Raw genomic sequence first — 23,764 nt, forward strand, 5'->3', positions numbered from 1 at the left:
AATTTGGTGAGAAAATGGAGTACATATTTTCACAGGCACATTATACCACACCCGGCCCCGAAAAGTCAACCCCGCAAGTTACCCTTGCATTTTTGCCCAAAATATTGTATAATAGCCTATGAAAGTATTATACATGGAGGGTTTGATATGATATGTCCAAACTGCGGCCGCGAGATACCTGACGGTACCGTGTGCCCCTGTACGCTGGAGGCCCCTGCCCTGTCCGACAACCCCGCGGTGAATGTGATAAAGCGGGTGGGCTCGTCGGGGATGTTCCTGGCGCTTTGCGTGCTGTTTTCCGCCTGGGCGCTGCTGACTATTTTCTCGTCCCTGGGGGTCAGCGACGCGCTTGCAAACATCTATATGTACGCCTATCAGATTGGGATGAACGCGGAGCAGATAATGCCCATACTGGACCTGGTGCAGAGCTCCACTGTGACTTCGGCGGTCCTGGGCTCCATTCCCGCCATACTCACGGCGGCAGCTATGTGGATACATTTTTCCACCTGCCGCAACAGGCTCTCTGGCAATATATCCACCGCCGGGCTCACCATTTGCAAGGTGCTCTGCTACATAAGCATGATAAGCCTCTGCGTTTTGGCGTTCGTGATTCTCGGGTGCTTTGCCATTATAATTGTGGCTATATTTGTCAGCGATGAGCCCTGGGGACAGCTTTTCAGCTACGGCGCGTATGCCTATGGCTACAGCCAGGGCCCGGGGTACACTGATGAGGAGGCCACGATAGCCATTGTGGTGGTGCTGGGGGTCTTCGCCCTCATAATAACCTTTGCAATGGTACTTGCCATCACCTACCAGGCAAGCTTTATCCGTATGATAAACCGCACCAAGAACGTGGCCCTCACAGGCCTTGCGGACGACCGGGTGTCCGGCTACCTTACCGGCATGTCCGGTTTTGTGGCCGCCTGCTCCATTATCTCAGGGCTCGGCGTGCTTCTCACGGCCCCAATCGCCGGCGCCGCCACCCTCTGTCATGCCGCAGGCTTTATTGTGATGATTCTGCTGCTTAGAAAGTACAAGAACGAGATGAACATGGTGCTGTATCCGTCAATGCAGCCCGCCATGCCCACAAACATGCCTCCTGCCTATGGGCAGCCCCCATATCAGCCCGGCCCCCAGCCGCCTGAGACGCCCAACGGCCCGGGGCAGCAGTAAACAGGCAGACAAAGACCGCCGCTTTTCTAAGCGGCGGTTTTGCTTATTTTTGAGGGCTTTCCCGCGGAGGCTGCCTGTAACCACTCCCGCGCATATGACGATATATAGGGTAGAAACCTAAGAAAGGGTGGTACAAAGTATGAAGATAACAGGGATAGTTGAGCTGATTCTATCGGCAGTCATGATGTGTACAGGCATTGTGTCAAAGGAAACGCCCGCTGCCGGGCAGAGGCTCTCCGAGCTCAAGGAGAGCGTGAGCGTTACGGTGGACGATGGCCTGGTTACGGAGAACGGGCTGTATGAGGAGGCGCCCGGGGATATCGAGGGCATTATCTACCTGTCAGCCTGGCGGTGGATGAAGTATGTTTTCACCGAGCTGGAGCAGGACGGACAGCCCTGCCCGGAGCTTGAGGACTTTGAGTGTACAGAGCTGAAGCTGCTGGATATCTCGGCAGACGCCGGTGTGTTCGTGTATTGGGCTGAGTACCGGTTCCTGCCCAAATCCAGTGAGGAGGCCGGGTTCTGGATGCCCGGGAACACAGAGCCCTGTGAGGGGCAAGAGGGGTGGTACAGGTTTACCAGGCAGATTGCCGTGGGTCTTCAGGGTGAGGCCTGGGAGGTGCTCACGGTGGGCACCGGCGGGGTGAGGGCTGAGGCCTTTGCCGGGTAGCAGGATTAACGGCCTATATCCCGCTGCAGGGCTGTGCAAGGAAGGTCCGGCCCATGCTGTCAATGGTCTCGAGGGCCTCCCGCGCCTGGTCCTCAGACACAAATATGCCGTAGACGCTGGAGCCGCTGCCGGTCATCATGGAGCCCAGAGCCCCCGCGTCCACCATGGCGCGCTTGAGGGCGCGGACCGGGGCCAGGCGGATGGTCTCGTCGAAGCGGTTGCCAAGGCACTTGGCTACGCGCTTCAGGTTGCCCGCCTCCAGGGCCTCCAGCATTCGGGGGGTGGCCTGGGTGCTGGAGAGGGGGTACTGGTCTAAAATAGAGTAGGCCCGGGGGGTGCTCATGCCGGCGGGGGGCTTGCAGACCACCAGCCAGCAGTCCGGCAGGGGGGCCACAGGCTCCACGTTCGCGCCCACGCCGGTGCACCGGGCGGCGCCGCCCATGACGCAGAAGGGCACATCCGCGCCCACCCTTGCGCCTATAGCCATAAGCTGCTCTGTGGTGAGCCCGGTTTTAAACATTTCGTTAAGGCCCCTCAGGGCGGCTGCCGCGTCAGCGCTGCCGCCGCCCATGCCGGAGCGGCTGGGGATGTACTTCTTGATAAATATATAGACCCCCTGGTCCGCAAGCCCGCAGTCCTCCAGGAAGAACTTCGCGGCCCTGTAGACCGTGTTCTTGCTGTCGGTGGGCAGGCGGTCCTTATTGCACTGGAGGTGCACCCCGGGCTGCCGGCTGGTCTGGATGTCCAGCTCGTCCCAGACGGAGATACTCTGCATAACAGTGTCCAGCAGGTGGTAGCCGTCCGGGCGCCTGCCCAGCACGTCCAGGGTCAGGTTCAGCTTGCCGTAGGCTCTAACTTTCATTTACATCAACTCCTATAGTTCCCTTATGAAATCCCCCATCCGAGAGAGGGCCTCGGTGATATGCTTTACGGAATAGCAGTAGGATATGCGCACAAAGCCCTGCCCGCAGGGGCCGAAGGTGTCCCCGGGGACCACGGCTACGTGCTTCTCGTAAATAAGCCGCTCACAGAAGTCGGCGCTGGTGAGCCCTGTGGACTTCACCGAGGGGAACACATAAAAGGCCCCCTTTGGCTCGAAGCATTTAAGGCCTATCTCATTCAGGCCGTCCACTATAAGCCGCCTTCTCATATCATACTGGTCCCTCATATAGGCCATATCGTCGTCGCCGTTTTTCAGGGCCTCTATGGCCGCATACTGGCTGGTGGTGGGGGCGCTCATTATGGCGAACTGGTGGAGCTTCACCATGGGGGAGATTATCTCCCTGGGCCCCGCGGCATACCCTAAGCGCCAGCCGGTCATGCTGTGGGCCTTTGAGAAGCCGTTGACAATTACCGTGCGCTCCTTCATCCCCGGCAGTGAGGAGAAGGTAACATGGCCCTCATCGGTGTAGGTGAGGGCGGCGTATATCTCGTCGGAGAGCACCAGAAGGTTGTGCTTTTCCACAACCGCCGCTATCTCCTCCAGCTCCTCCCTGCCCATCACCGCCCCGGTGGGGTTATTGGGATAGGGCATTATAAGGAGCTTGGTGCGGGGGGTTATATGGGCCTCGAGCTGCTCTGCTGTCAGCTTAAAGCCGTTTTCCGGCCCGGTCTCGATAGTCACAGGAACGCCCCCCGCCATCTGGGTGATGGGCACATAGCACACAAAGCTGGGCTCGGGTATGAGCACCTCGTCCCCGGGGGTGACGAGGCTTCTGACACAAAGGTCTATGGCTTCGGACCCGCCCACGGTAATCAGCACCTGGGTATCGGGCTCATACTCCACGCCGTAGTGCCGGGTGAGGAAGCTTGATACCTCCTGCCTAAGCTGGGAAAAGCCCCTGTTTGGTGTGTACCGGGTGCGGCCCTTCTCCAGGGACTCTATGCCCGCCTCCCTTATATGCCAGGGGGTGTGGAAGTCAGGTTCGCCCACAGACAGGGATATCACGTCCTCCATCTCGTTGGCTATGTCGAAAAACCGGCGTATGCCCGAGGGCTTTATCCCCATTATGACCGGGTTTAAGAGCTTATCATAATCAATCACAAAGGTTGCTCCCTCTCTCGTCGATTTCCTCGTAGTCGCTGCTAAATATCACGCCGCCGTCCTTATACCTGGTGAGCACAAAGTGGGTGGCGGTGGACAGCACGCCCTCTATGGGGGCGAGGCGCTTCTGCACAAACATTGCCACGTCCTGCATGCTCCTGCCCACAACGGTCACCGCCAGGTCGTAGCCCCCGGACATAAGGTACACGCTCTCCACCTCGGGGAAGTTCATAATGCGCCCGGCTATCTCGTCAAAGCCGGTGTCCTTCTGGGGGGAGACTTTGAGCTCTATCAATGCCGCGGCCTTCTGGGTTTCGGTGCGCTCCCAGTTTATAAGGGTCTGGTAGCCCTTTATAACGCCGTCCTTCTCATACTGCCTTATTGCCCCCTCAACCGCGTCCGCGTCCTCCCCCAGCATTACGGAGAGCTGCTTTACGCTGAGCTTCGCGTCCTCCTGCAATAGCTCAAGTATCTGTTCCTTTGCCATATATAACCCCTCCTATTTACTCAAGCGGCAGCATGACCGGCCTGTGCTGCCTGTATATGGTGAACTGGGTGAAGCCCGCCTCACGGGCCATGTCCATGGCGCTGTCTATGCCCTGGGCTAGGTTTTCGGTGCAGTGGGCGTCGGAGCCGAAGGTAAGGAGCCTGCCCCCAAGCTCATAGTACCGCCTGAGAAGCCCCGGGCCGGGCATGGTTTCCCCCAGCTTCCCGAATATGCCGGAGCTGTTCACCTCCAGGGCCTTTTCATGGTCTATAAGGCTTCTGAAAATACGGTCGAGCTTGTCGGAATGGCGCTCAAGGTCCACCTGAACCCCCTGCTCCCCCTGGATATAGCGAAGGGGATAGGTAAGGTGCCCAAGGGAGTCGAAGCCGCCGCAGTCTATCATCTCCAGCACCTCGTCCCAATACTCGTCCAGGAGCCCCGCTATCTCCTCCCGGGATTTTTCCCGGCAGTCCATATAGTAAAAATCCTGCCTGTCCCGGATATTGTGCAGGGAGCCTATGGCAAAATCATAGGCGTAGGTGGCGAGCACCTCCCGGGCGGCCCCGGGGTTTTGGGTGAGCTGGCCCAGCTCTATGCCCTTGAGGAACTCGGGGCCCTGGGGAAGTCTGAGCTTTTCCATCTTCTCCCAGGCCGCCGCCGCCCTGTCCCGGTATTTTTCCTCGTACTCGTTGCACTCGCAGTGGTCTGTGAGGGTGTATACCCTCAGGCCCAGGGCGGCGGCCCTGTCCGCCATGGCCTGGGGGCTGTGCTCCCCGTCGGGTGAGCAGTTGGAATGGTTATGGCAGTCTGCGGCGTATTTATGTTTCATGGGGATACCTCTTTTGCGATTTAATGGCAAATATTATAGCATATTTTGGTGCTGCAGGTCAAGGGCCTCGAGGACCTTGTCTGCAAGCCCGGCGTATTCCCGGAGCTTCGCAGCTATCTTGCCCCGCAGCTCCCGGTCCCTCAGGGCCTTAAGGGTGACGTTAAACCCGGCGCCCATGGCCTCAAGGCCGTCTGGGTCCTTCTCCCACATTTCCGCCATCCTTTGGTACAGCCGGTGGAGCTCCTGGAGCCAGGCCATGTCCGGGTTGAGCTTCTGGGCGCGGTCCAGGAAGCTGTGGCAGCAGGAGCCGTTGGTGGCAAGGATACAGATATAGTTGTCGTACAGATACCATCTATCCCGCCTGAATACCTCCGGGTCCACCGAATCATACCGCCCGCCCTCTATATCAGCGGCCCAGGCACGGAAGGCCGCGGGGCCGAAGCAGTATCCTGGGGCGCGGGTCCTCATAAGCTCCGGGAGCCGTCCTATGGCCTGGCGGTACAGCTCGGCTAAATCCTTCTGCTCCCGCTTTTCGCCCACGAAGACAAGCCCGCGGCTCCAGCCGCCGTCCCCGGCATTTGGGGCGAATACCTCCGCCGAGTGCACGGCCTCGGGCTCCGTCATATTGTCCGTCATGAACAGCAGGACCTCTCCCCGCCCCTCATAGCCCACGAACACCAGCCACTGCTTATGGCCGGATATGTCAAGGTTGCTTATGACCGGCACGCCCCTGTCAATATACTCCAGTACCCTTTGCAGATACTTTCCGCTCTCAGCCTTCACCTGCTCCCCGGGCACAAATTCTGAACCATACCCGCAGCGGCTGAAGGCGTCCTCTATAAAGCCGTGCTCTCCGGCGCTCATAAGATAGTCTGTGGCGCAGTCCCCGCGGAAGTGGTCGAAGGCGTAGACCTGGGTGAAGATATCCCCGGTGAGCCCGGCGAAAAACTCATAGTCATAGTCCGGCTCCCAAAGGGCCTCCATCACGTACCGCAGGCAGCCGTGGAGCCAGTAGTTTTCCCCCAGCTCGTTGGTGACGAACCGGCGTATATTGGGTATGATATTCCTTTCTTTAATATGACTTGTGATATTATTTATATTATTCATGTTATTTCAACTCCACTATGGTAACTCCGTTTTCGCCCTCGCCGAAGGCCCCCAGCCGGAAGCTTTTCACCTGGGGGCACCTTCTCAGGTGCTTCTGCACCGCCGCCCTCAGCACGCCGGTGCCCTTGCCGTGGATAATAGTCACCTGGGCAAGGCTCATGCGGCTGACACGGTCCAGGAAGCTGTCCACCTCCATCAGCGCCTCGTCAGAGCTCATGCCCCGCAGGTCGAGGCTTGTGCTGGCCTGGGGGGCAGACACGTTCTTCGTTACCGAGCGGCCCCGGGGCTTCTCCTTCTGCTTCTCGTCCAGAAGCCGCAGGTTTGACAGCTCCACCCGGGTCTTGATTATCCCCGCCTGCACCAGCACCTGGCCGTCCCTGGGAGCCTCCAGCACCGTGGCCTTCTTATCCAGGTCGAATATGAGCACATTGTCCCCGGGCATGAGGTCCCTTGGAAGGGTGTAGTCCCCGCTCTCGCGCCTATGCACCGGGTCTGCCGAGGACTCCATGTCCCGCATACCCGAGCGGAGCCTGGCCTTCTGCTCCGCTGAGAGGGCCTTGTTTTTCTGCCTCCTGGCCTCGTCCAGCTCGTTGAGCAGGGCGTCGGCCTGCCTGCGGGTCCGGGCCACTATGTCGGCGGCCTCCTTCCTGGCCTGCTCAAGCTCCCTTTTGGCCTGGACCCCGGCTTCAAACTGCTTTGCCTCCGCCTCCCGTATGCTGTCCCGGGCGCGGCTGGCTGCTTTTTTTGCAAGCTCAAGCTCGTCCTGGAGCTTCCGGCGGTCTTCTTCCAGACGGCCTATCACCTTCTCAAACTCGCTGCTCTCCCTTGAGACCAGCTCCCCGGCCCGGTCCACAATCCTGTCCTCCAGCCCCAGGCGCTTGGAGATGGCAAAGGCGTTGGACTTGCCGGGCACGCCTATGAGCAGCCGGTATGTGGGCCGAAGGCTCTCCACGTCGAACTCACAGCTACCGTTCTCAACGCCGGGCGTCTGGAGGGCATAGGCCTTGAGCTCCGCGTAGTGGGTCGTGCAGGCCAGCTTCGCGCCCTTACCCCGCAGCTCTTCTATAATTGCCTCAGCCAGGGCGGCGCCCTCAACCGGGTCCGTGCCCGCGCCAAGCTCGTCCAGGAGCACAAGGCTTTTTTCGTCCGCCGCTTTCAGTATGCCTATTATATTAGTCATATGGGCCGAGAAGGTGGAGAGGCTCTGCTCGATACTCTGCTCGTCCCCGATATCAGCCAGGATATGCCCGAATACCGAGACCTCGCTGCCGTCCCCGGCGGGTATCATCAGGCCGCACATTGCCATCAGGGAGAGCAGGCCCACGGTCTTCAGGGCTACGGTCTTGCCGCCGGTGTTGGGGCCGGTGATTATCAGGGTGTCGAAGCTCCTGCCCAGGGAGATGTCCGTGGGCACGACCTTGTCCTTATGGATAAGCGGGTGCCGTGCGGCATGGAGCTCTGTCACGCCGTCCTCCCGCACCTTTGGGGTCATGGCCTTCATGCGGTAGCCGGTCTGGGCCTTGGCGAAGATTACGTTCAGCTCCACGGCGCATTTATAGCTGTGGATAATGCCGTCGGCAAATTCCCCGGCTTCAGCAGAGAGCTCCCTGAGGATTCGGTTTATCTCCTCCAGCTCCTCGGACTGGAGCACGCGTATCTCGTTGTTTGCCTCCACAACGCTCATGGGCTCGATGAACACCGTGGCCCCGCTTGAGGAGGTGTCGTGCACAAGCCCGGGGACCTCCCCCCGGAACTCTGCCTTTACCGGCACAACATACCTGCCGCCACGCTGGGTGATGATACTCTCCTGCAAATGCTTCTGATGGGCGGGGGAGCGCACCAGCTTGTCCAGCTGGTCCCGGGCCCTGGCCGAGGCCCCACGGATTTTCCGGCGAATACTTGCAAGGGCGGGGGAGGCGGCGTCCGCCATCTCCTCCTCGCTGACAATAGAGGTGAATATCTTCTCCTCAAGGTACTTATTGGGGGTGAGCAGGTCGAAGCGGTCGGAAAGGGCGGTCTTCATTCCGGCTGACTTGTCGTGCCAGCTCTGGAGGGAGCGGATGGAGCGCAGGGTGCCCGCCACGTCCAAAAGCTCCCTCATGCCAAGGCTGCCCCCGGCCTGGGCCCGGCGCAGGGGGTTCGAGACGTTCTTTAAATCCCGGAAGCTGGGCCCGCCGAATTTTGCCATGAGCACAAAGGCCGCGTCAGTTTCCTCCAGGAGCATACGGGCTTCTGAGGCGGTCTTCACCGGCTCTATGGAGCGCACGGCCTCTGCCGCGTCGTCGCAGGTGGTCTCGCCTGCCACCAGGTCCAGTATCTTGTCAAGCTCTAAGGCTCTGTAGTTTTTATTCATAGTATTATCCTCAATTTGTGGTTATAGCTTTATATATGTAACTGTCAAGAAGGGTGTTGCTGTAGGTGTCCATCCAAAGGGGCCGGAGCCCCGCCCGGTGGGCCACGGACTGGGAGCCTATGTTGGTCACCGAGGCGCTGTAGAAGGGCACGCGCCCGCGCTCCATAAGCTCCAGGGACAGCCGGGAGACAAGGGCCGCGCCCAGGCCCCTGCCGCGGTGGGAGGGCTCGGTGTCCACGCCCATCTCCCATAGGCCCTCGGATTCCTCTCCGGCTCCGGCAAGGGCGGCTATCTTCCCGCGGCTCTGGGCGAAGAACACAATGCCGGTGCCGGTATGCCCGCGGCTGTCAAAGGCCAGGGAGTTCGGGAAACCCTCAAGCCCCCTGAGCCCGCCTATGGCTTCGCCTTCAAGCAGACGGTACTCGTATCCGTCGGGCAGGGGCAGGCTGGGTATTTCGTCCGGGACAAAGTGTATGGTCTGCCCGTAGACTAAGGGCAGCTCAAAGAGCTCGTCCCTGCTGTGCCCTTCAGTGAGCTCACGCACACTGGGGAGTAGCTCCGGGGAGGCAGAGGCTATCACCCGCTCTCCTATGGCTGCAAGCTTTATATAGGGCGGACGGGCGCAGGCGTTTGCCACATAGAGGGTCCCGCTGCCGGACAGGTCCGCCGGGGAGCAGCCAAGCTCTGCGGCAAGGTACTCCCGGGTCCTGTCCAATATAATATGTTTATTCATAAGTTTTCTCCTAAATTAAAAGGCTGTGGTAAAAGTCCAGGGTCTTCAGGCGCTTTTGTAGCACGTTAATAGAGTAGGCTTCGGCGGCCTCCGAAAGCTCCCTGAGTGGAGGGCCCTTGAGGGTGAAGGCAAAGGCCTTCTCTAAAGTGGGGAAGACCGTCTGGCGCATGGCCCTGAGGGCAGTGGGGGAGAGGCCAAGGGCCGGGGTGCTCTTTGGAAGGTAGCAGTCCTTACAGTAGAGCTCGCCCTTTGAGACACGGAAGAACATGCGCGGGGACTCATAGGCTCCGCAGGCGGCGCAGGCCACCAGGTTGGGCATGAAGCCCGAGGCGGAGAGCATACGCAGCTCAACTAGAGCCTTTATAAGCTCCGGCGGGCGGGTGCCCTCGGAGAGGAAGTGCAGGGCATTTAATATCAGCCGTAGGTACTCAGAGGAGTCCGGCGCCTCGGGGACCAGCTCCTCGGTGAACTGGCAGAGGTACTGCCCAAGGGACAGGGCAACTATATCCGAGCGCAGGCCGAAGAAGGCCTCTATAGGCACGGCTGAGTTTATTATGTACCGCTCCCGGCCCTGGTACAGGTCCAGGCGGGAGTAGCATAAGAGGCTCGTGGCGGCATTCTTGCTGTCGCTCAGGTTTTTGGCGCGGCGGGCAAAGGCTCGGATAACGCCCATATCCTCAGTGAGGACAGTTACCAGCCGGTCGCTCTCCCCCAGGGTCATCTCCCGGAGGATGAGCCCCCGGGTCTTGCGTTTGGCTGAAGCCACAGGGAACCCCCTCCTTTCCCATAATCCCCTCATTCCTCAGGTGCGCATAGCGCAGATAGTCCTCCACCCGGCCCGACCGGGCGAAGCTGTTCCAGGCTTGTATCTCGTTCATGGCGGCGGCCCCCCTGTCACATGAAAGTAGTTTGCTTACAGTAGCAGTATTTGCATGTGATGGGCTGGTATGAGAGGAAAATATATCTTTTATCGACAGACTGCGACGGACTTTTCAGCCGACTTGTGCTTTGGCACAAGTCGGCTTGCGCTTTGGCTCGTATTTACTGAAGGTTGGTGTTATTATTTTACATGGAATTTGTGGAATATGCAAGGGGTATATAATAAAGAAAGGCTCCCGGTTTCCCGGAAGCCAAAAATATGCGCTATTCCTCATCCCTGTGACATATGTTCCACAGCCGCCTTCCGATGAACAGCAGGCAGATTGATATCATAACCGCCGCCTGTATGAGCCCGGCGCCCAGTGTGTTCAGTGCGCCGCCCTCTGTAAGGGGCTCATGCTCCGCGAAAATGTGTATACTTCCCATCACCAAAAGTATAAGCCCGCATATCCCAAGCATGATGTACAGCGAGTTCTGCCTGGGGCTTCTGGGCAGGATGTCCCGGAGTATGAACTCCACCATGCCCACCCCCATCCCGGCCCATAATATGAGGATATTCCCCCACATGCCATGGGCCCAGACAATGCCCTCTCCCTTCAAAAAGCCGTCTGCCAGCAGCAGGGCCATTAGGACTATCAGCGAGTGCTTGTACACGTTCCCCCGAAGCAAAAGCTGCCGCTCGTCCAGTCCGTCGTTACCCAATAAGCATTTCTTCATAAGTTTACTCTCCCTTCAAAAATTTACTTTTCGTCCTCACCGGGCCAGAAAAGCCCGTCCAGGGTCGTCCCCAGTGCCCGGCAGATTTCCACGCACAGCCGGACGGTGGGGTTATAGTCCCCCTTCTCGATAGCCACCACGGTCTGGCGGGTGACGCCCACAAGCTCCGCCAGCTCCTGCTGGGTGAGGCCCTTGGCGGCCCTTGCAGCCTTCATCCTCAGGTTTTTCCCCAAGCCATCACCTCCATATGTGTATTGTACAGTATGTAATTCTAAAAGTCAAGTATATATTACAAAAGCATTGAATAATTTACAAAAAGGGGCAAAAAGGAGGAGCCCGCGTGGGGCTCCTTCATGTATTTTACTGTACCGCGTGCCCGCCGCTCTTCGGCAGGGCGTACCTCTCCAGGCTCTCCTCATAGGCCCTGGTAAACTCCGGGCTGCCGGAGCTCTTAAGCTCGTTGAGGTATCCGTGGGCCTCCATAGCCGACTCCTTTGCCTGTATCACCGTAACGGCGATATTGGAGCAGTGGTCGGAAACCCTCTCGTAGTTCGTCAGCAGGTCCGTGAGCACAAAGCCAAGCTCTATGGTGCACCGGCCCTCCTGCAGGCGGCGCACGTGGCGGTTTTTCAGCTCCAGCTTCAGGCCGTCCACCACCTGCTCCAGGGGCTCCACCTTGGCGGCAAGCTTGGTGTCCTCCCGCTCGAAAGAGTCCACCGTAAGGTTTAGAATCTCGATAATGGCCTGGGTTATGACCCCCAGCTCCTCCTGGGCCTTATCTGAAAAAGACAGGTCCTTATCGTCTATCTCCTTTGCCACCCGCAGGATATTCATGGCGTGGTCCCCTATCCGCTCGAAGTCCCCTATTGCGTGCAGCAGCTCGGCCGCCTCGTTGCTGTCCGCCTGGGAAAGGTCTTTGCTGCTGAGCTTGACTAAAAAGGTGCCAAGGGTGTCCTCATACAGGTCAAGCTGCTCCTCCTGCTCGGTTATCTCCCGGGCGGCGTCAGCGCTGTATTCATCGATAAGCCGGATGGCGCTGAGCATGGAATCCCGGGCGGTATGGGCCATCTTCACTGCCAGGGCACGGCACTCGCTTATGGCAAAGGCGGGGGAGAGCATAAGGCGCTCGTCCAAGAGAGATTCCTGGGTGTTGGTGTCCCGGATGGTGAGCTTTGAGAGCTTCTCAAGCTGCTTTGAGAAGGGCAGCAGCACGAAGGTGTTCACCACATTAAATAGGGTATGTACGACCGCTATGCCAAAGGCGTTTATGGGCTCGTCAACTATGTCAAACTGGAATATGGCGTTTACTCCGTAAAAGGCCGTCAGGCAGATTATAGTGCCTATTACCTTAAAATATATGCTCACGGCAACAACGCGCTTTGCATTTTTATTTGCCCCGATTGCAGAGAGCAGGCCGGTAACGCAGGTGCCGATATTGGCCCCGGTTATAATGGGGAAGGCCATGCCGAGGCTTATGCTGCCGGTAAGGCACAGGGACTGGAGAATGCCCACAGAGGCGGCGGAGCTCTGAATAATGCCGGTGACTATGGTGCCGAGCAGCACGCCCATCAGGGGGTTTTTGAACATAATGAGCAGGTCCTGGAACACAGGGCTCTCCGCCAGGGGGCTGACCGACTGGCTCATGAAGGTCATGCCGGTCATGAGCACCGCGAAGCCTATAAGCACATGGCCCGCGTCCTTTTTCCGGTCTTTGCCGGCCATAGTCATGACAACGCCAATCAGGGCCACAAGGGGTGAAAAGGATTCGGGCTTGAGCATTTGGAGCCAGAAGCTGTCGCTCTGTATGCCTGTGGCGCTTAATATCCAGGCCGTGAGCGTTGTGCCCATGCTGGAGCCCATTATAACAGCAACGGTCTGTGAGAGCTCCATAATTCCCGAGTTCACAAGGCCCACCAGCATAACGGTCATGGCAGAGGACGACTGTATGGCGATGGTTATCACCGCGCCGAGGGCCAGGCCCTTCCAGCGGTTTGAGGTCATGGCCCTCAGGACCGACTCAAGCTTGCCGCCCACCATCTTTTCCAGGGCCGACGACAGCACGTTCATGCCATAGAGGAAGAAGGCCAGCCCTCCCAGCAGCGTGAACACTGAAAAAATATCCATAGTTCTCTCCTTAAAAAATTCCCTCATTTTTTGGTATACAAGACAATAATAGCATATAGGGCGGGGGCAAATCAATGGGTTTTGCGAAATTATGAAAAAAAGGGAGAAAAATTGAAATCCGGGTGGAAAAATCTGGAGGAATATGATAAGATGGTAAAAACTTGGGACGGGGGAGGCGGGCTTTTGAACGAGAGGTTTGGAGCGGTGCTGGCGGCGGGGGGGAGCTCTTCCCGCATGGGCGCGGGCCGCTCAAAGGTGCTTTTGGATTTGGACGGAGGGCCGGTGCTGTTAAAAAGCCTTGGGACGCTTCTCTGCTGCGGGTATATCCAGGAGGTATGTATAGTCTGCCGAGAGGAGGACATGGAGGAGATATCCCGGCTGGCTTCAGTGCCCGGCGGCGGGGCGGGCCTGGGAAAGAAAATAACCTTTGCCCCGGCGGGCGCGGACCGGCAGGATTCGGTGAGAAACGGCGTGCAGGCCCTCAGCGAGGACTGCGGCTATCTGATAATACACGACGGCGCAAGGCCCTTTGTGAGCGGGGAGCTTCTAAATGCGGTATGCAGGGACGCTTTGAGCTTTGGCGCGGCTACGGCGGCGGTGCCCTGTAAGGACACCTGCAAGCTCTCCGACAGGGAGGGCTTTGTGGAGAGCACGCCGCCCCGGGACAGGCTAATGGCGGTGCAGACTCCCCAGGCGTTTAAGCGGGAGCTGTATATGTACGCCATTGAGAAAGCGAGGGCCAGGGGAAAGAGCTATACTGACGACTGCCAGCTGGTGGAGGCGGCGGGAGGGAAGGTGAGGCTCACCCCCGGGAGCTATACAAATTTCAAGCTCACCACCCCCGAGGACATGCTTCTGGCCCGGGCGGTGGCGGGAGAGGGGAGGAGGAAGGGTATGCGCATTGGAAGCGGTTATGACGTGCACAGGCTGGCGCCCGGGCGGAGGCTCATACTTGGAGGCGTGGAGATACCATATGAGCTGGGGCTTTTAGGGCACTCGGACGCGGACGTGCTGGCCCATGCCGTATCGGACGCCATACTGGGCGCGGCGGCGATGGGGGATATCGGGAAGCTGTTCCCGGATAACGACTCAAAATATGAGGAGGCCGACAGCCTGAAGCTGCTCTCGGAGGTCTGTGAGCGGGCCAGGAGCGGCGGCTTTGAAATCGGCAATATCGACAGCACGGTGACAGCCCAGAGGCCGAAGCTTGCGCCCTATATAGACAGTATGCGAGAGAATATCGCCGCGGCCTGCGAGATAGACCCGGGGCGGGTGAGCGTGAAGGCCACCACCGAGGAGGGCCTGGGCTTCACCGGCAGGGGCGAAGGAATTGCGGCGAGCGCAGTATGCTTATTGCGGGAGTAGGGGCAGTGCTCCATACTGCCGTAGAAAATATATTTATTTTTTAGTAGACAAATAAAAAGGAGCAGAATCATGTATCAATTCAACCGTGAAGAGTACGAAAAGCGCATGGAGTGGTACCAGGAGGCCCGCTTCGGCATGTTCATCCACTGGGGAATCTATGCAATCCCCGCCAGGGGCGAGTGGGTCAGGAGCCCTGAGGAAATGCCTGAAGAGGAGTATATGACCTACTTCAACGAGTTCGACCCTGTGGACTATGACCCGAAAAAATGGGCCAGGGCCGCAAAGGAGGCGGGCATGAAGTACGCGGTGCTCACAGCAAAGCACCACGACGGCTTCTGCCTGTTCGACAGCAAGCTTACAGACTATAAGTCCACCAACACCAGGTCCGGGCGGGACCTGGTGAGGGAGTACCTGGAGGCGTTCAGGGCCGAGGGCCTGAAGGTGGGGCTCTACTACTCCCTGCTTGACTGGCACCACCCGGACTACCCCCACTATGAGGACCAGTACCACCCCATGCGGAACAACCCGGAGGAGGGCAACGAAGACCGGGACTTTAACAGGTATCTTGACTACCTCCACGGACAGGTGCGGGAGCTCTGCACGGACTACGGCAGGCTGGATATTATGTGGTTCGACTTCTCCTATGGCGAGGGCGAGAAGTCCATGCGCGGGGAGACCTGGAGGGCCCACGAGCTGGTGAGCATGATAAGGGAGCTGCAGCCGGGGATAATAATAGACAACCGCCTGGAGGTCAGCGGCGAGGGCTTCGGCTCCATGTGGGAGGGGGACCCCAAGCCCTGGCATGGGGACTTTGTGAGCCCGGAGCAGATAATCCCGCCAAACGGCCTGCTGGATAAAAACGGCGGGGACCTGGTGTGGGAGGCCTGCGTCACCATGAACAATAACTGGGGCTACTGCGCCCTGGATACTAACTTCAAGCCGGCGGGTATGCTTATAAAGAAGCTGGTGGAGTGCGTAAGCAAGGGCGGCAACCTGCTGCTAAACGTGGGCCCGGACGCAAAGGGCAATATCCCGGACCAGTCTCTGGAGATACTTGAGGGCATTGGCCGCTGGATGAAAAAGAACGGCGAGAGCATATACGGCTGCGGGAAATCGGGGATGGAGAAGCCGGACACAGGCAGGATAACCCGGAAGGGGAATACCCTTTACTACCACCTGTTTGAGAACACCATAGGGGCCATGCCGCTGCAGGGGCTCTCTAAGGAGCAGGTGAAATCCGTGCGCTGGGTGCACTCGGGGGCCGAGGTGAAGATAGCCAAGGGCTGGGTGTATGACAACTACCCGGACGTGGTCTTCGCCGACCTTGGCCCGGACCCGGTGCTGCCGGACCCTGTTGACACTGTTATAAAGGTGGAACTGAAGTAATGACAGCTATGACAGAAATTACGAAAATTATAGATGGGTACTACCGGCATATTGTAAGCGTGCTGCCAGAATGTGATACCGTGGATTACCCCCAGGAGCTCTTCAGAAGGTTTGCGGAGCATGGGGCCATGCTCCGGCAGGAGTGGGCCTGGTGCGCGGAGCTGCCGGAGGAGATGTTCCTTGGCTGGGTGCTCTGCCCCAGGGTGAACAACGAGGAGCTTTCAGACTGCCGGAGGCTGTTCCATGAGCAGCTTGCTCCCAGGGTGAAGGGCCTTTCCCTGCCCGAGGCCATACTTGAGGTGAACCGCTGGTGCGCGGAGAACGTCACCTACCGGTCCACGGACATCCGCACGGCCTCGGCAATGGCGGTGTATAAATCGGGCTGCGGGCGCTGCGGCGAGGAGTCCATGTTCGCGGTGAACGCCATGAGGAGCGTGGGCATAGCCGCAAGGCAGGTCTACGCCCCCTGGTGGTCCCACTGCGACGACAACCACGCCTGGGTCGAGGCCTTTGACGGCAGGGAGTGGAGGTTCCTGGGGGCCTGCGAGCCGGAGCCGCGCCTGGATATGGGATGGTTTATCCCCGCCGCGGGGAGGGCCATGCTCTGCCACACGAAGTGCTTTGTAGGCAGGGACGGCGGCTGGGAAAGGCTGCTCCCCGGAGAGGATCCGCTGGATATAGACGTCCGGGAGGGAATCGTCTATCTGAGTGTGACCGAACGCTACGGAAGGGCCCGGGAGTTCACAGTCTGGGTGACGGACAACAGCGGCGCCGGCATACCCGGGGCTATAGTTGAGTATTATGTGCTCAACGAGGGGCTTCTGAGGAAGATAGCCCGGCGGGTCACTGACGGCGGGGGAAATGCCAGTATGCGCCTGGGCCTTGGCAGCGTCTGGGTGACGGCCTGTCACGGCGGTATGCTCAGGGAGCAGCTTGTAAATACCGGCGAGACTGGAATGGTGGAGCTGAGCCTGCCCGGGGCTGATATGACAGGGCATTATGACTTCCTGCCGCCAAAGGACAGCGGTGTAAGGTCCGGAGGGCTCAGCTCTCAGGAGAGGCTTCAGCGCAAGCAGGAGCGCGAGCGGGCAAAGGAGCTGCGGGAGGGGCTGCACCCCGGCGGGGGAACGGCTCCCGAAAAGCCGGAGCTCTGGCCCTGGGAGAGGTTTTCCCCGGGGGAGATACCCGAGCTCTGGCGGGACGGCAGCGCCCACGGCCTTGATGAAAGGCGGGAGTGCGGAATCACCCTGCTTCGCGGCGAGGGCAAGGGGGCTTTGGGCCTTATGGCCTGGCAGGACGGCTGGGAGGCTGTTGGCGCGCTGAGATTTGGCAGGGAGATTCGGCTCCCGGAGGGGAGATACCGGCTGATAACCTCCTACAGGCTGCCGGACGGCACACAGCTGGGGGACTTTCAGGACTTCACCCTTGACGGCGGGGAGTCCCGGGAGCTGACGGCAAGCTTCCGGGAGGCCGAGCCTGAGCAGCTGTTGCAAAAGCTGCCCCTGCCGGAGCTGGGCTTTACTTGGGAGGGCCTGGCCCTCCTGTGCTGGATAGACCCCGGGGCCGAGCCCACCGAGCACCTTCTAAACGAGCTGAAAGCGGCGGGGGGATTTCCCTGCGGGGTGAATTTTATCGGGCGGGAGCTGGACGGAGACATCCTGCCTGAGGGCTCCGTGACCCATAGCTGGGATGAATATGTTGCCGAGACTGTAGCCAGAAGGGTGTTTTTAGAGCCCGGCAACCTGCCCCTGGTGGTGCTGGCAGACAGCGAGGGCTTTGCAAGGTTTGCAAGCGCCGGGTACAATGTGGGCTCGGTGGAGCTTGCTGCCGGGCTCTGCCCTATGGTAACAGAGCAGAAGTCCCGGTGAGCATTATATAAGGAGAGATGAGTATGCAAAACGAGACGCTGAAGGTACTATTAACCCGCAGGAGCGTCAGAAAGTACAGGCCAGAGCAGATTGACAGGGAGACCCTCTCGGCAATTTTAGAGGCAGGCACCTATGCCCCCAGCGGCATGGGCAAGCAGCCCGGGGTGATAGTGGCCGTACAGAACCCCGAGGACCGCAGGGCTGTTATGGAGCTGAACAAGCAGGCCCGGGGCGGCAGCGGCGACCCCTACTACGGAGCGCCCACCATAGTGCTGGTGCTGGCGGACAGCGGCATAACAGGGACCTTTGTTGAGGACGGCTCCTGTGTGCTGGACAATATGATGGTGGCGGCCCAGTCACTGGGGGTGAGCTCCTGCTGGATACACGGGGAACACCTGATGTTTGAGCTACCCGAGGGAAAGGCGCTGCTTAAAAAGTGGGGCCTTTCGGAGAGCCTGCGGGGTGTAGGCTCGCTGGCCCTTGGCTACGCAGACGGACAGCCGCCGGAGCCTAAGCCCCGGAAAGAGGGATATATTAAGATAGTGTAAAGATAGTGTAAATTTCAGGCCGCGGGGGAGATTTCCTCCCATGCGGCTTGTTTTTTTGTGGAAAATCCGTTATAATAATAGGAAACTGGGAAATTCCGGCCATTTCAGGCCAAATGTATAGAAAGGCGTGGTCCTATGAAAAAAAGACAGCGGGGGCTGAAAGGGCTTGTCTGCGCGGCCCTTTCGGGACTCCTGATTCTCGGCGGCTGCGGGTCCCCAAAGGAGGCGGCACCTATAAAGGAGCCTAACCTGCCCAAAAACGACGGCGCCCCGGCAAAGCTCACCATATCCGTGGGAGGCGGGGAGGGCCGGGAGTTTCCCGACGCGCTGGAGGAGATAATCGCAAAATACGAGGCGGACTTCCCAAATACGGAGATAGTGCTCTCGGAAAATGAGCCGGATATCCGGCTGTTCACAGACGGCGAACTAAAGGACACAGAGGGGCTCATGGACCTTACCCCCTATAAGGACGCCTGGGAGCTGGAGGGGAGCATTACAAACCCCGCCGGACGTATCATGCACTTTATGGGCGGGGAGAGCATCTATGCCATACCCTTCCAGTATGACCAGATAATGCTGTACTATAGGCTGGACTGGATTGATGAGTATAACCAAGGGCGCCCCGCAAATGAGCGGGCGGCGGTGGACCTTTGGGGGAACCTGCTGGACGTGCCAGAGAAGCTTGGGGAAAAGGGCGGACTGGTGATAGCCGGGGAAGTGAGGCCGCTCATGTTTGACGTGCTCCTGTGGAGCTGGACGGACCCGCGGTTTATAGCGGACTGGGCCGCAGGATATTACCAGAAGGACGGCAGCACAATCTTTAACTTAGAGAGCTCACTGAACGCCGCCAATGCCTTTAAAAGGCTGCTGGACGCAGAGACGGCCTCAGAGGACCCCATGGGGGACTTTATAGACGGAAGGGCCTGTATATATATAGGCCGGGGGCTTGACATGCGGGAGCTCCGGGAGAAAATGCCGGGGGAGCTGGGCGTTAGCTGGAGGTCTATCGGGCTGCCCCAGGGTACCGGCGGTAAAGTGGCCCCGCTGCTGGAGTGGACGGCATGGGGGGTCAGCAGCGATACTCCGGAGCCTGAGAAGGCCGTGCACTTTCTGTGGTACCTCACCAACGCCGACAACAACACCCATCTGTATATGGAGCTTGCCGACAGCGGCGTAAAGCCCATATACAGGGAGGCCGAGGCCTATGAGCCCTCCCTGCTTGAAGGCTGCTGGTATGGGGAGATAGAGCTTTTGAACATGCCAAACTATAAATACGCCAGCGCTACGGCGGCTATGGGGGAGCTTGCGGGGGCCAAAAACCCGGAGTTCAAAAGGCTCTTCTCCCGGCTGGAGGATGGGGAGATTTCCCCTGAGGAAATGCTGGAGGGGCTGGACGGCGAGTATAAAAGGCTCCTTGAGGAGTATAGGCAGGAAAACGGCAGGCTGCCCTGGGAGCAGGAAGATAGGGAGGATAAAACATGAATGTGAAGCTTTTGGCATATACGCCCGCACCCGAGCGCACCGTGGCCTGTGCGGCGAAGCTCTGCTATGCCGCCGCGGATATCGACACGGTGATGGACGGGCTGACAGATGAAAAGGCGGGCTCCTTTCTGGACATGCTCACAGAGATAGGCCACGAGAGCCCTATTGAGCACGCCAGCTTTACCTTTGGCATAGAGGGGGTCTCAAGGTCGTTGCTGGCCCAGATTACGCGGCACAGGCTGGCGTCCTACAGCGTCCAGAGCCAGAGGTATGTGAAGGAGTCCAGCTTCGAGTTTGTGGTGCCACCGGAGATAGCTGCTATGCCTGAGGCCAGGCGGGAATTTCTTATGGCTATGGAGGAGGACCAGCGGCACTATGAGAAACTCTCGGAGCTCCTTCAAAGAAAGCACGAGACGGAGTTTCTGGCGAAGGGCCTCTGTGAAAAGGAAGCCAGGCGCAAGGCCGAGAAGAAGGCCATTGAGGACGCCAGGTTTGTCCTGCCAAACGCCTGCGCCACCAAGCTTATCTGCACCATGAACGCCCGGTCCCTGATGAACTTCTTTACCCATAGGTGCTGCAACAGGGCCCAGTGGGAGATACGGGAGCTGGCGGTTGAAATGCTGAAGCTGGTGAGGGAGGCCGCGCCGAATATGTTCAGAAAGGCCGGGCCCCCATGCCTTAGGGGAAGCTGCCCCGAGGGGAAGATGAGCTGCGGGAAAATGAGCCGGGTCCGGGAGAGCTTTCAGGCGCTGGGGGCCGGGGAATGAGGGTAGGCGTTATACAGGCCTCGTCCCAGAGGGATAAGAACCCGCTTATATATGAGTGTACAAAGAAAGCGGTCGGAAGGCACGGGCACGAGGTTATAAACTTCGGGGTCTTCCCGGACGAGCGGGAGGACTGGACCTATGTGGAGACGGCGCTCCTTATAAGCCTGCTGCTCTCCAGGGGGGCGGTGGACTTTATAGTAACCGGCTGCTCCTCTGGGCAGGGGATGATGCTGGCGTGCAACAGCCTGCCCGGGGTGCTCTGCGGCTATCTGCCTACGCCCCAGGACGCGTTCCTCTTTGGCAGAATAAACGGCGGCAACGCGGCCTCGCTGCCGCTGGGCCTTGGCTTCGGCTGGATGGGGGAGATAAATTTACAGTGCACGCTGGATAAGCTCTTTGAGGGGGGCTTCGGCGTGGGCTGGCCCCCGGAGGAGGCTGAGCGCAAGAGGAGGGACGCAGGGCTTCTCAGGAAGCTTAGCGGCATTACAAAGAGGGGTATGCCGGAGTGCCTTGAGAGATATCCCCGGGAGCTCACAGTCAAGGCCCTCACCAGGGGGAACGTGATGGAGTACATTGAGAAATTCGGAAAGGTAGCAGGTGGGGGAGCATGAGCCTTATTGTACTTGAGGGGCTGGACGGCAGCGGCAAGAGCACCCAGCTCCCGCTTTTGGAGGAGGAGCTGAAACGGCGGGGGCCGGTGAGGACGGTCTCTTTCCCGGACTATAGCTCGCCCTCGTCGGCTCTGGTGAAGATGTACCTGAACGGAGAGTTCGGCAATAGCCCTGGGGACGTGAACGCCTACGCCGCCGGAGCCTTCTACGCCGTGGACAGGTACGCCAGCTTTAAGAAGGACTGGCAGGAGGACTACAGAAGGGGGACCACTATTTTAGCCGGAAGGTACACCACCTCCAATGTGATATACCAGATGGAGAAGCTGCCAAAGGGCTGCTGGGAGGAGTATATCGCCTGGGCAGAGGATTTCGAGTACGGCAGGCTGGGGCTCCCGAGGCCCGATAGGGTAATATTCCTTGACATGCCTTTAGCTGCGGCCCAGAAGCTGCTGTCAAAAAGATACGAGGGGCACGAGGAGAGAAGGGACCTGCATGAGCGGGATGTGCGGTTTCTTGAGAGCTGCGCCATGTGCGCCAGGTTCGCGGCGGACAGGCTTAAATGGCGGGTCATAGAGTGCGCGGAAAACGGGGAGCCGCTTAGCGTCGGGGAGATACACCGCCGGGTGGTCTCGGCGCTGGATATGTGATTTGTGCGATTATTATATGTGATTATTGTGTAGTTGTATAATTGTATAATAGAAAGGGGCAATATTTTATGGTATACGTATTTTTAGCGGAGGGCTTCGAGCTGGTGGAGGCCATGGCCTCGGTGGATATCCTGCGCCGGGCGAAGGTAGAGGTCAGGACCGTGGGGGTCACAGGGAAGACCGTGACGGCCTCAAACGGCGTGCCGGTCACGGCGGATATTGAGATAGCCGGGGCTGTTACCGAAGGGCTGGACTGCATAGTGCTCCCCGGGGGGCTGCCGGGGACGGTAAACCTTGAGAAGTCGGGGGAGGTCCAGGGGCTTATTGACTTTTGCCAAAGGGAGGGTAAGCTTATAGGGGCCATCTGCGCAGCACCCTCTATACTGGCCCATAAGGGGCTCTTAAAGGGCAGGGAGGCCACGGCCTTCCCAAGCTTCCAGAAGGACGTTGAGGAGGGCGGCGGCAGGCTCTCCGAAAAATTTGTCTGCCGTGACGGACAGTTTATAACCGCCCGGGGCATGGGCGTTTCCACCAGCTTCGGGCTGGAGCTGGCGGCTGCCCTCACGTCCCCTGAGACCGCCGCCGGGATAAAGACGGGCATACAGTTTGCCTGAGAGCAGGAGGTTGTAGAGCTATGAACCAGAGACCACAGCAGCCGGGAGACAGCCGGGAGCGTTCCGGGAATTTCCAGGTGAATATCGACAAGCGGGACCTGATGACCGGCCCTGTTGAGCAGCCCAGGGCCAGGCGTCAGCCGGACCAATACGAGGAGCCATACCTTTCAAAAAAGGCCCAGCTCACCGACAAGGAGCTGCGGGCGGAGAAGCGGGCCCATAGGAAGCGCAACAGGGTCAAGGCCCGGAAGAACAAGCGGATTTTCAAGATAGTATGGCTCTGCATGGTGCTGCTGGTGTCCTTTACCATTGCAAGCTACCTTATCGGCGGCTCCAACGACTTTCTGGGGGCAGGCAGGCCCGAGGGCAAGGCCGACGTGACTATACCCGAGGGGAAGCTCACTGAGGACGGACTTGCAGAGATACTTCATAAGGCCGGGATAATCAGCAAGCCGGAGTTTTTCAGCCTCTACTGCAAGATAAAGAAAAATATCGACAGCTTCGGCCCGGGCACAAGGCTTCAGGTGAACACCAATATGGACTATGAGGCCATAATCACAGCCCTGAAGGGCGGCAACGAGGACCGTGAGATTGTGAAGATAGCCTTCCCGGAGGGCAGCACCGCCCTGCAGATTGCAAACCTTCTGGAGGAGAACGAGGTCTGCAAGGCCCAGGAGTTTTTGACCGAGCTGAATTCTGGGGACTACTCAAAGTATGATGAGATAGCGGCCCTGGGTGCGGACACCGGGAACAGGTACTATAAGCTTGAGGGCTATCTTTTCCCTGACACCTATGACTTTTATAAGGGGGAGGACCTGGAGGATGTGATAGGCAAATTCCTCTGGAACTTCCACAATAAGCTCTCCGGCAGGCTTCAGGAAAAGGTGGACGCTTCGGGCATGACCCTGGACCAGGTGGTGATACTTGCCAGCATAATCCAGGCTGAGGGCGCGAACACCACGGATATGTTCAACGTCTCGGCGGTACTGCACAACCGCCTGAACTTCGGCGCGGACTACGGCATTTTTAATCTTGAGTGCGACTCCACCTCCTTCTACCCCTATAAGAACGCCCAGGAGATGGAGGCCCTGGGCGGCGGACTCAGCCACGGGGCCTATGACACCTACCAGGTCAGCGGCCTGCCGGCGGGAGCTATCTGCAATCCGGGCCTTGACGCCTTAAATGCGGCCCTGAAGCCCAACGACTCCGGGGACGCGGCGAGCTATCTGTACTTCTGCCACTCAGCCGAGGGCGTGGCCTACTATGCCACCAACGCCGACGACCATGAGTACAACAAGACCTTGGCGGGGCTGGACTGATGGAGAGACGAAAGCCGGAATTATTATCGCCTGCAGGTGAT

Annotated in this window: 23 protein-coding genes; 12 read left to right on the top strand and 11 right to left on the bottom strand. The window is 58.9% G+C overall.

Going from position 1 to position 23,764, the window contains the following annotated elements; genetic code table 11:
- Positions 1–147: 147 nt before the first annotated feature.
- Together D5270_RS08950 and D5270_RS08955 are read left to right on the top strand one after the other, a co-directional pair.
- Complete coding sequence (locus tag D5270_RS08950) at positions 148–1,173, top strand: hypothetical protein (RefSeq protein ID WP_166543772.1); 1,026 nt, start codon at positions 148–150, stop codon at positions 1,171–1,173.
- A 139-nt stretch (positions 1,174–1,312) separates the two neighbouring features.
- Positions 1,313–1,843: a hypothetical protein gene (locus tag D5270_RS08955; protein ID WP_166543773.1), complete on the top strand. Its 531-nt coding sequence runs from the start codon at positions 1,313–1,315 to the stop codon at positions 1,841–1,843.
- A gap of 13 nt (positions 1,844–1,856) precedes the next feature.
- Here D5270_RS08955 and ispE read toward each other — a convergent pair whose 3' ends face one another.
- From ispE to D5270_RS09010, 11 genes are all read right to left on the bottom strand, one after another.
- Positions 1,857–2,705, bottom strand: coding sequence for a 4-(cytidine 5'-diphospho)-2-C-methyl-D-erythritol kinase (gene ispE / locus D5270_RS08960; protein ID WP_166543774.1), 849 nt, complete (start codon positions 2,703–2,705; stop codon positions 1,857–1,859).
- Positions 2,706–2,717: 12 nt separating this feature from the next.
- Positions 2,718–3,884 carry an aminotransferase class I/II-fold pyridoxal phosphate-dependent enzyme gene (locus D5270_RS08965; protein ID WP_330587450.1) on the bottom strand — a complete coding sequence of 389 codons (1,167 nt, stop codon included), beginning with the start codon at positions 3,882–3,884 and terminating at the stop codon, positions 2,718–2,720.
- Positions 3,880–4,374: an Lrp/AsnC family transcriptional regulator gene (locus D5270_RS08970; protein ID WP_166543775.1), complete on the bottom strand. Its 495-nt coding sequence runs from the start codon at positions 4,372–4,374 to the stop codon at positions 3,880–3,882. The genes D5270_RS08965 and D5270_RS08970 overlap by 5 nt, the downstream gene beginning before the upstream one ends.
- A gap of 16 nt (positions 4,375–4,390) precedes the next feature.
- Entirely contained in the window at positions 4,391–5,203 is an 813-nt protein-coding gene (locus D5270_RS08975; RefSeq protein ID WP_166543776.1) for a histidinol-phosphatase HisJ family protein, read from the bottom strand.
- Positions 5,204–5,236: 33 nt separating this feature from the next.
- Positions 5,237–6,310, bottom strand: coding sequence for a hypothetical protein (locus tag D5270_RS08980; RefSeq protein WP_166543777.1), 1,074 nt, complete (start codon positions 6,308–6,310; stop codon positions 5,237–5,239).
- Between the two features lies 1 nt (position 6,311).
- Positions 6,312–8,663 carry an endonuclease MutS2 gene (locus D5270_RS08985; protein WP_166543778.1) on the bottom strand — a complete coding sequence of 784 codons (2,352 nt, stop codon included), beginning with the start codon at positions 8,661–8,663 and terminating at the stop codon, positions 6,312–6,314.
- A gap of 10 nt (positions 8,664–8,673) precedes the next feature.
- Positions 8,674–9,396 carry a GNAT family N-acetyltransferase gene (locus D5270_RS08990; protein WP_166543779.1) on the bottom strand — a complete coding sequence of 241 codons (723 nt, stop codon included), beginning with the start codon at positions 9,394–9,396 and terminating at the stop codon, positions 8,674–8,676.
- Positions 9,397–9,406: 10 nt separating this feature from the next.
- Positions 9,407–10,162, bottom strand: a complete 756-nt coding sequence (recO, locus tag D5270_RS08995; protein WP_166543780.1) for a DNA repair protein RecO — start codon at positions 10,160–10,162, stop codon at positions 9,407–9,409.
- Between the two features lie 377 nt (positions 10,163–10,539).
- Positions 10,540–10,992, bottom strand: coding sequence for a hypothetical protein (locus D5270_RS09000; protein ID WP_166543781.1), 453 nt, complete (start codon positions 10,990–10,992; stop codon positions 10,540–10,542).
- A 23-nt stretch (positions 10,993–11,015) separates the two neighbouring features.
- Positions 11,016–11,207 carry a helix-turn-helix transcriptional regulator gene (locus D5270_RS09005; protein ID WP_166543820.1) on the bottom strand — a complete coding sequence of 64 codons (192 nt, stop codon included), beginning with the start codon at positions 11,205–11,207 and terminating at the stop codon, positions 11,016–11,018.
- 145 nt (positions 11,208–11,352) lie between these two features.
- Positions 11,353–13,116, bottom strand: coding sequence for a Na/Pi cotransporter family protein (locus D5270_RS09010; protein ID WP_166543782.1), 1,764 nt, complete (start codon positions 13,114–13,116; stop codon positions 11,353–11,355).
- Positions 13,117–13,266: 150 nt separating this feature from the next.
- Here D5270_RS09010 and ispF point away from each other — a divergent pair, with 150 nt between their 5' ends.
- The 10 genes from ispF to mltG all read left to right on the top strand — a co-directional run bounded on the left by ispF (position 13,267) and on the right by mltG (position 23,723).
- Positions 13,267–14,481, top strand: a complete 1,215-nt coding sequence (gene ispF / locus D5270_RS09015) for a 2-C-methyl-D-erythritol 2,4-cyclodiphosphate synthase (RefSeq protein WP_166543783.1) — start codon at positions 13,267–13,269, stop codon at positions 14,479–14,481.
- Between the two features lie 66 nt (positions 14,482–14,547).
- Positions 14,548–15,867 (top strand): alpha-L-fucosidase, encoded by a 1,320-nt coding sequence (locus D5270_RS09020; RefSeq protein ID WP_330587451.1) that lies wholly within the window; start codon positions 14,548–14,550, stop codon positions 15,865–15,867.
- Positions 15,867–17,735, top strand: coding sequence for a transglutaminase-like domain-containing protein (locus D5270_RS09025; RefSeq protein ID WP_166543785.1), 1,869 nt, complete (start codon positions 15,867–15,869; stop codon positions 17,733–17,735). The genes D5270_RS09020 and D5270_RS09025 overlap by 1 nt, the downstream gene beginning before the upstream one ends.
- Before the next feature lie 23 nt (positions 17,736–17,758).
- Positions 17,759–18,283 carry a nitroreductase family protein gene (locus D5270_RS09030; RefSeq protein ID WP_166543786.1) on the top strand — a complete coding sequence of 175 codons (525 nt, stop codon included), beginning with the start codon at positions 17,759–17,761 and terminating at the stop codon, positions 18,281–18,283.
- Positions 18,284–18,418: 135 nt separating this feature from the next.
- Positions 18,419–19,765, top strand: a complete 1,347-nt coding sequence (locus tag D5270_RS09035) for an ABC transporter substrate-binding protein (RefSeq protein WP_166543787.1) — start codon at positions 18,419–18,421, stop codon at positions 19,763–19,765.
- Positions 19,762–20,532: an FAD-dependent thymidylate synthase gene (thyX, locus tag D5270_RS09040; RefSeq protein WP_166543788.1), complete on the top strand. Its 771-nt coding sequence runs from the start codon at positions 19,762–19,764 to the stop codon at positions 20,530–20,532. The genes D5270_RS09035 and thyX overlap by 4 nt, the downstream gene beginning before the upstream one ends.
- Entirely contained in the window at positions 20,529–21,143 is a 615-nt protein-coding gene (locus D5270_RS09045) for an RpiB/LacA/LacB family sugar-phosphate isomerase (RefSeq protein WP_166543789.1), read from the top strand. Before thyX ends, D5270_RS09045 begins: the two co-directional genes overlap by 4 nt.
- Positions 21,140–21,790 carry a dTMP kinase gene (locus D5270_RS09050; protein WP_166543790.1) on the top strand — a complete coding sequence of 217 codons (651 nt, stop codon included), beginning with the start codon at positions 21,140–21,142 and terminating at the stop codon, positions 21,788–21,790. Before D5270_RS09045 ends, D5270_RS09050 begins: the two co-directional genes overlap by 4 nt.
- A gap of 68 nt (positions 21,791–21,858) precedes the next feature.
- Positions 21,859–22,404, top strand: coding sequence for a DJ-1 family glyoxalase III (locus D5270_RS09055; RefSeq protein WP_166543791.1), 546 nt, complete (start codon positions 21,859–21,861; stop codon positions 22,402–22,404).
- 20 nt (positions 22,405–22,424) lie between these two features.
- On the top strand, positions 22,425–23,723 hold the full coding sequence (gene mltG / locus D5270_RS09060) for an endolytic transglycosylase MltG (protein ID WP_166543792.1): 1,299 nt from the start codon (positions 22,425–22,427) through the stop codon (positions 23,721–23,723).
- Positions 23,724–23,764 lie beyond the last annotated feature (41 nt).

Origin of the sequence: Acutalibacter sp. 1XD8-36 (assembly GCF_009917525.1) — a bacterium.
Lineage (GTDB): Bacteria > Bacillota > Clostridia > Oscillospirales > Acutalibacteraceae > Acutalibacter.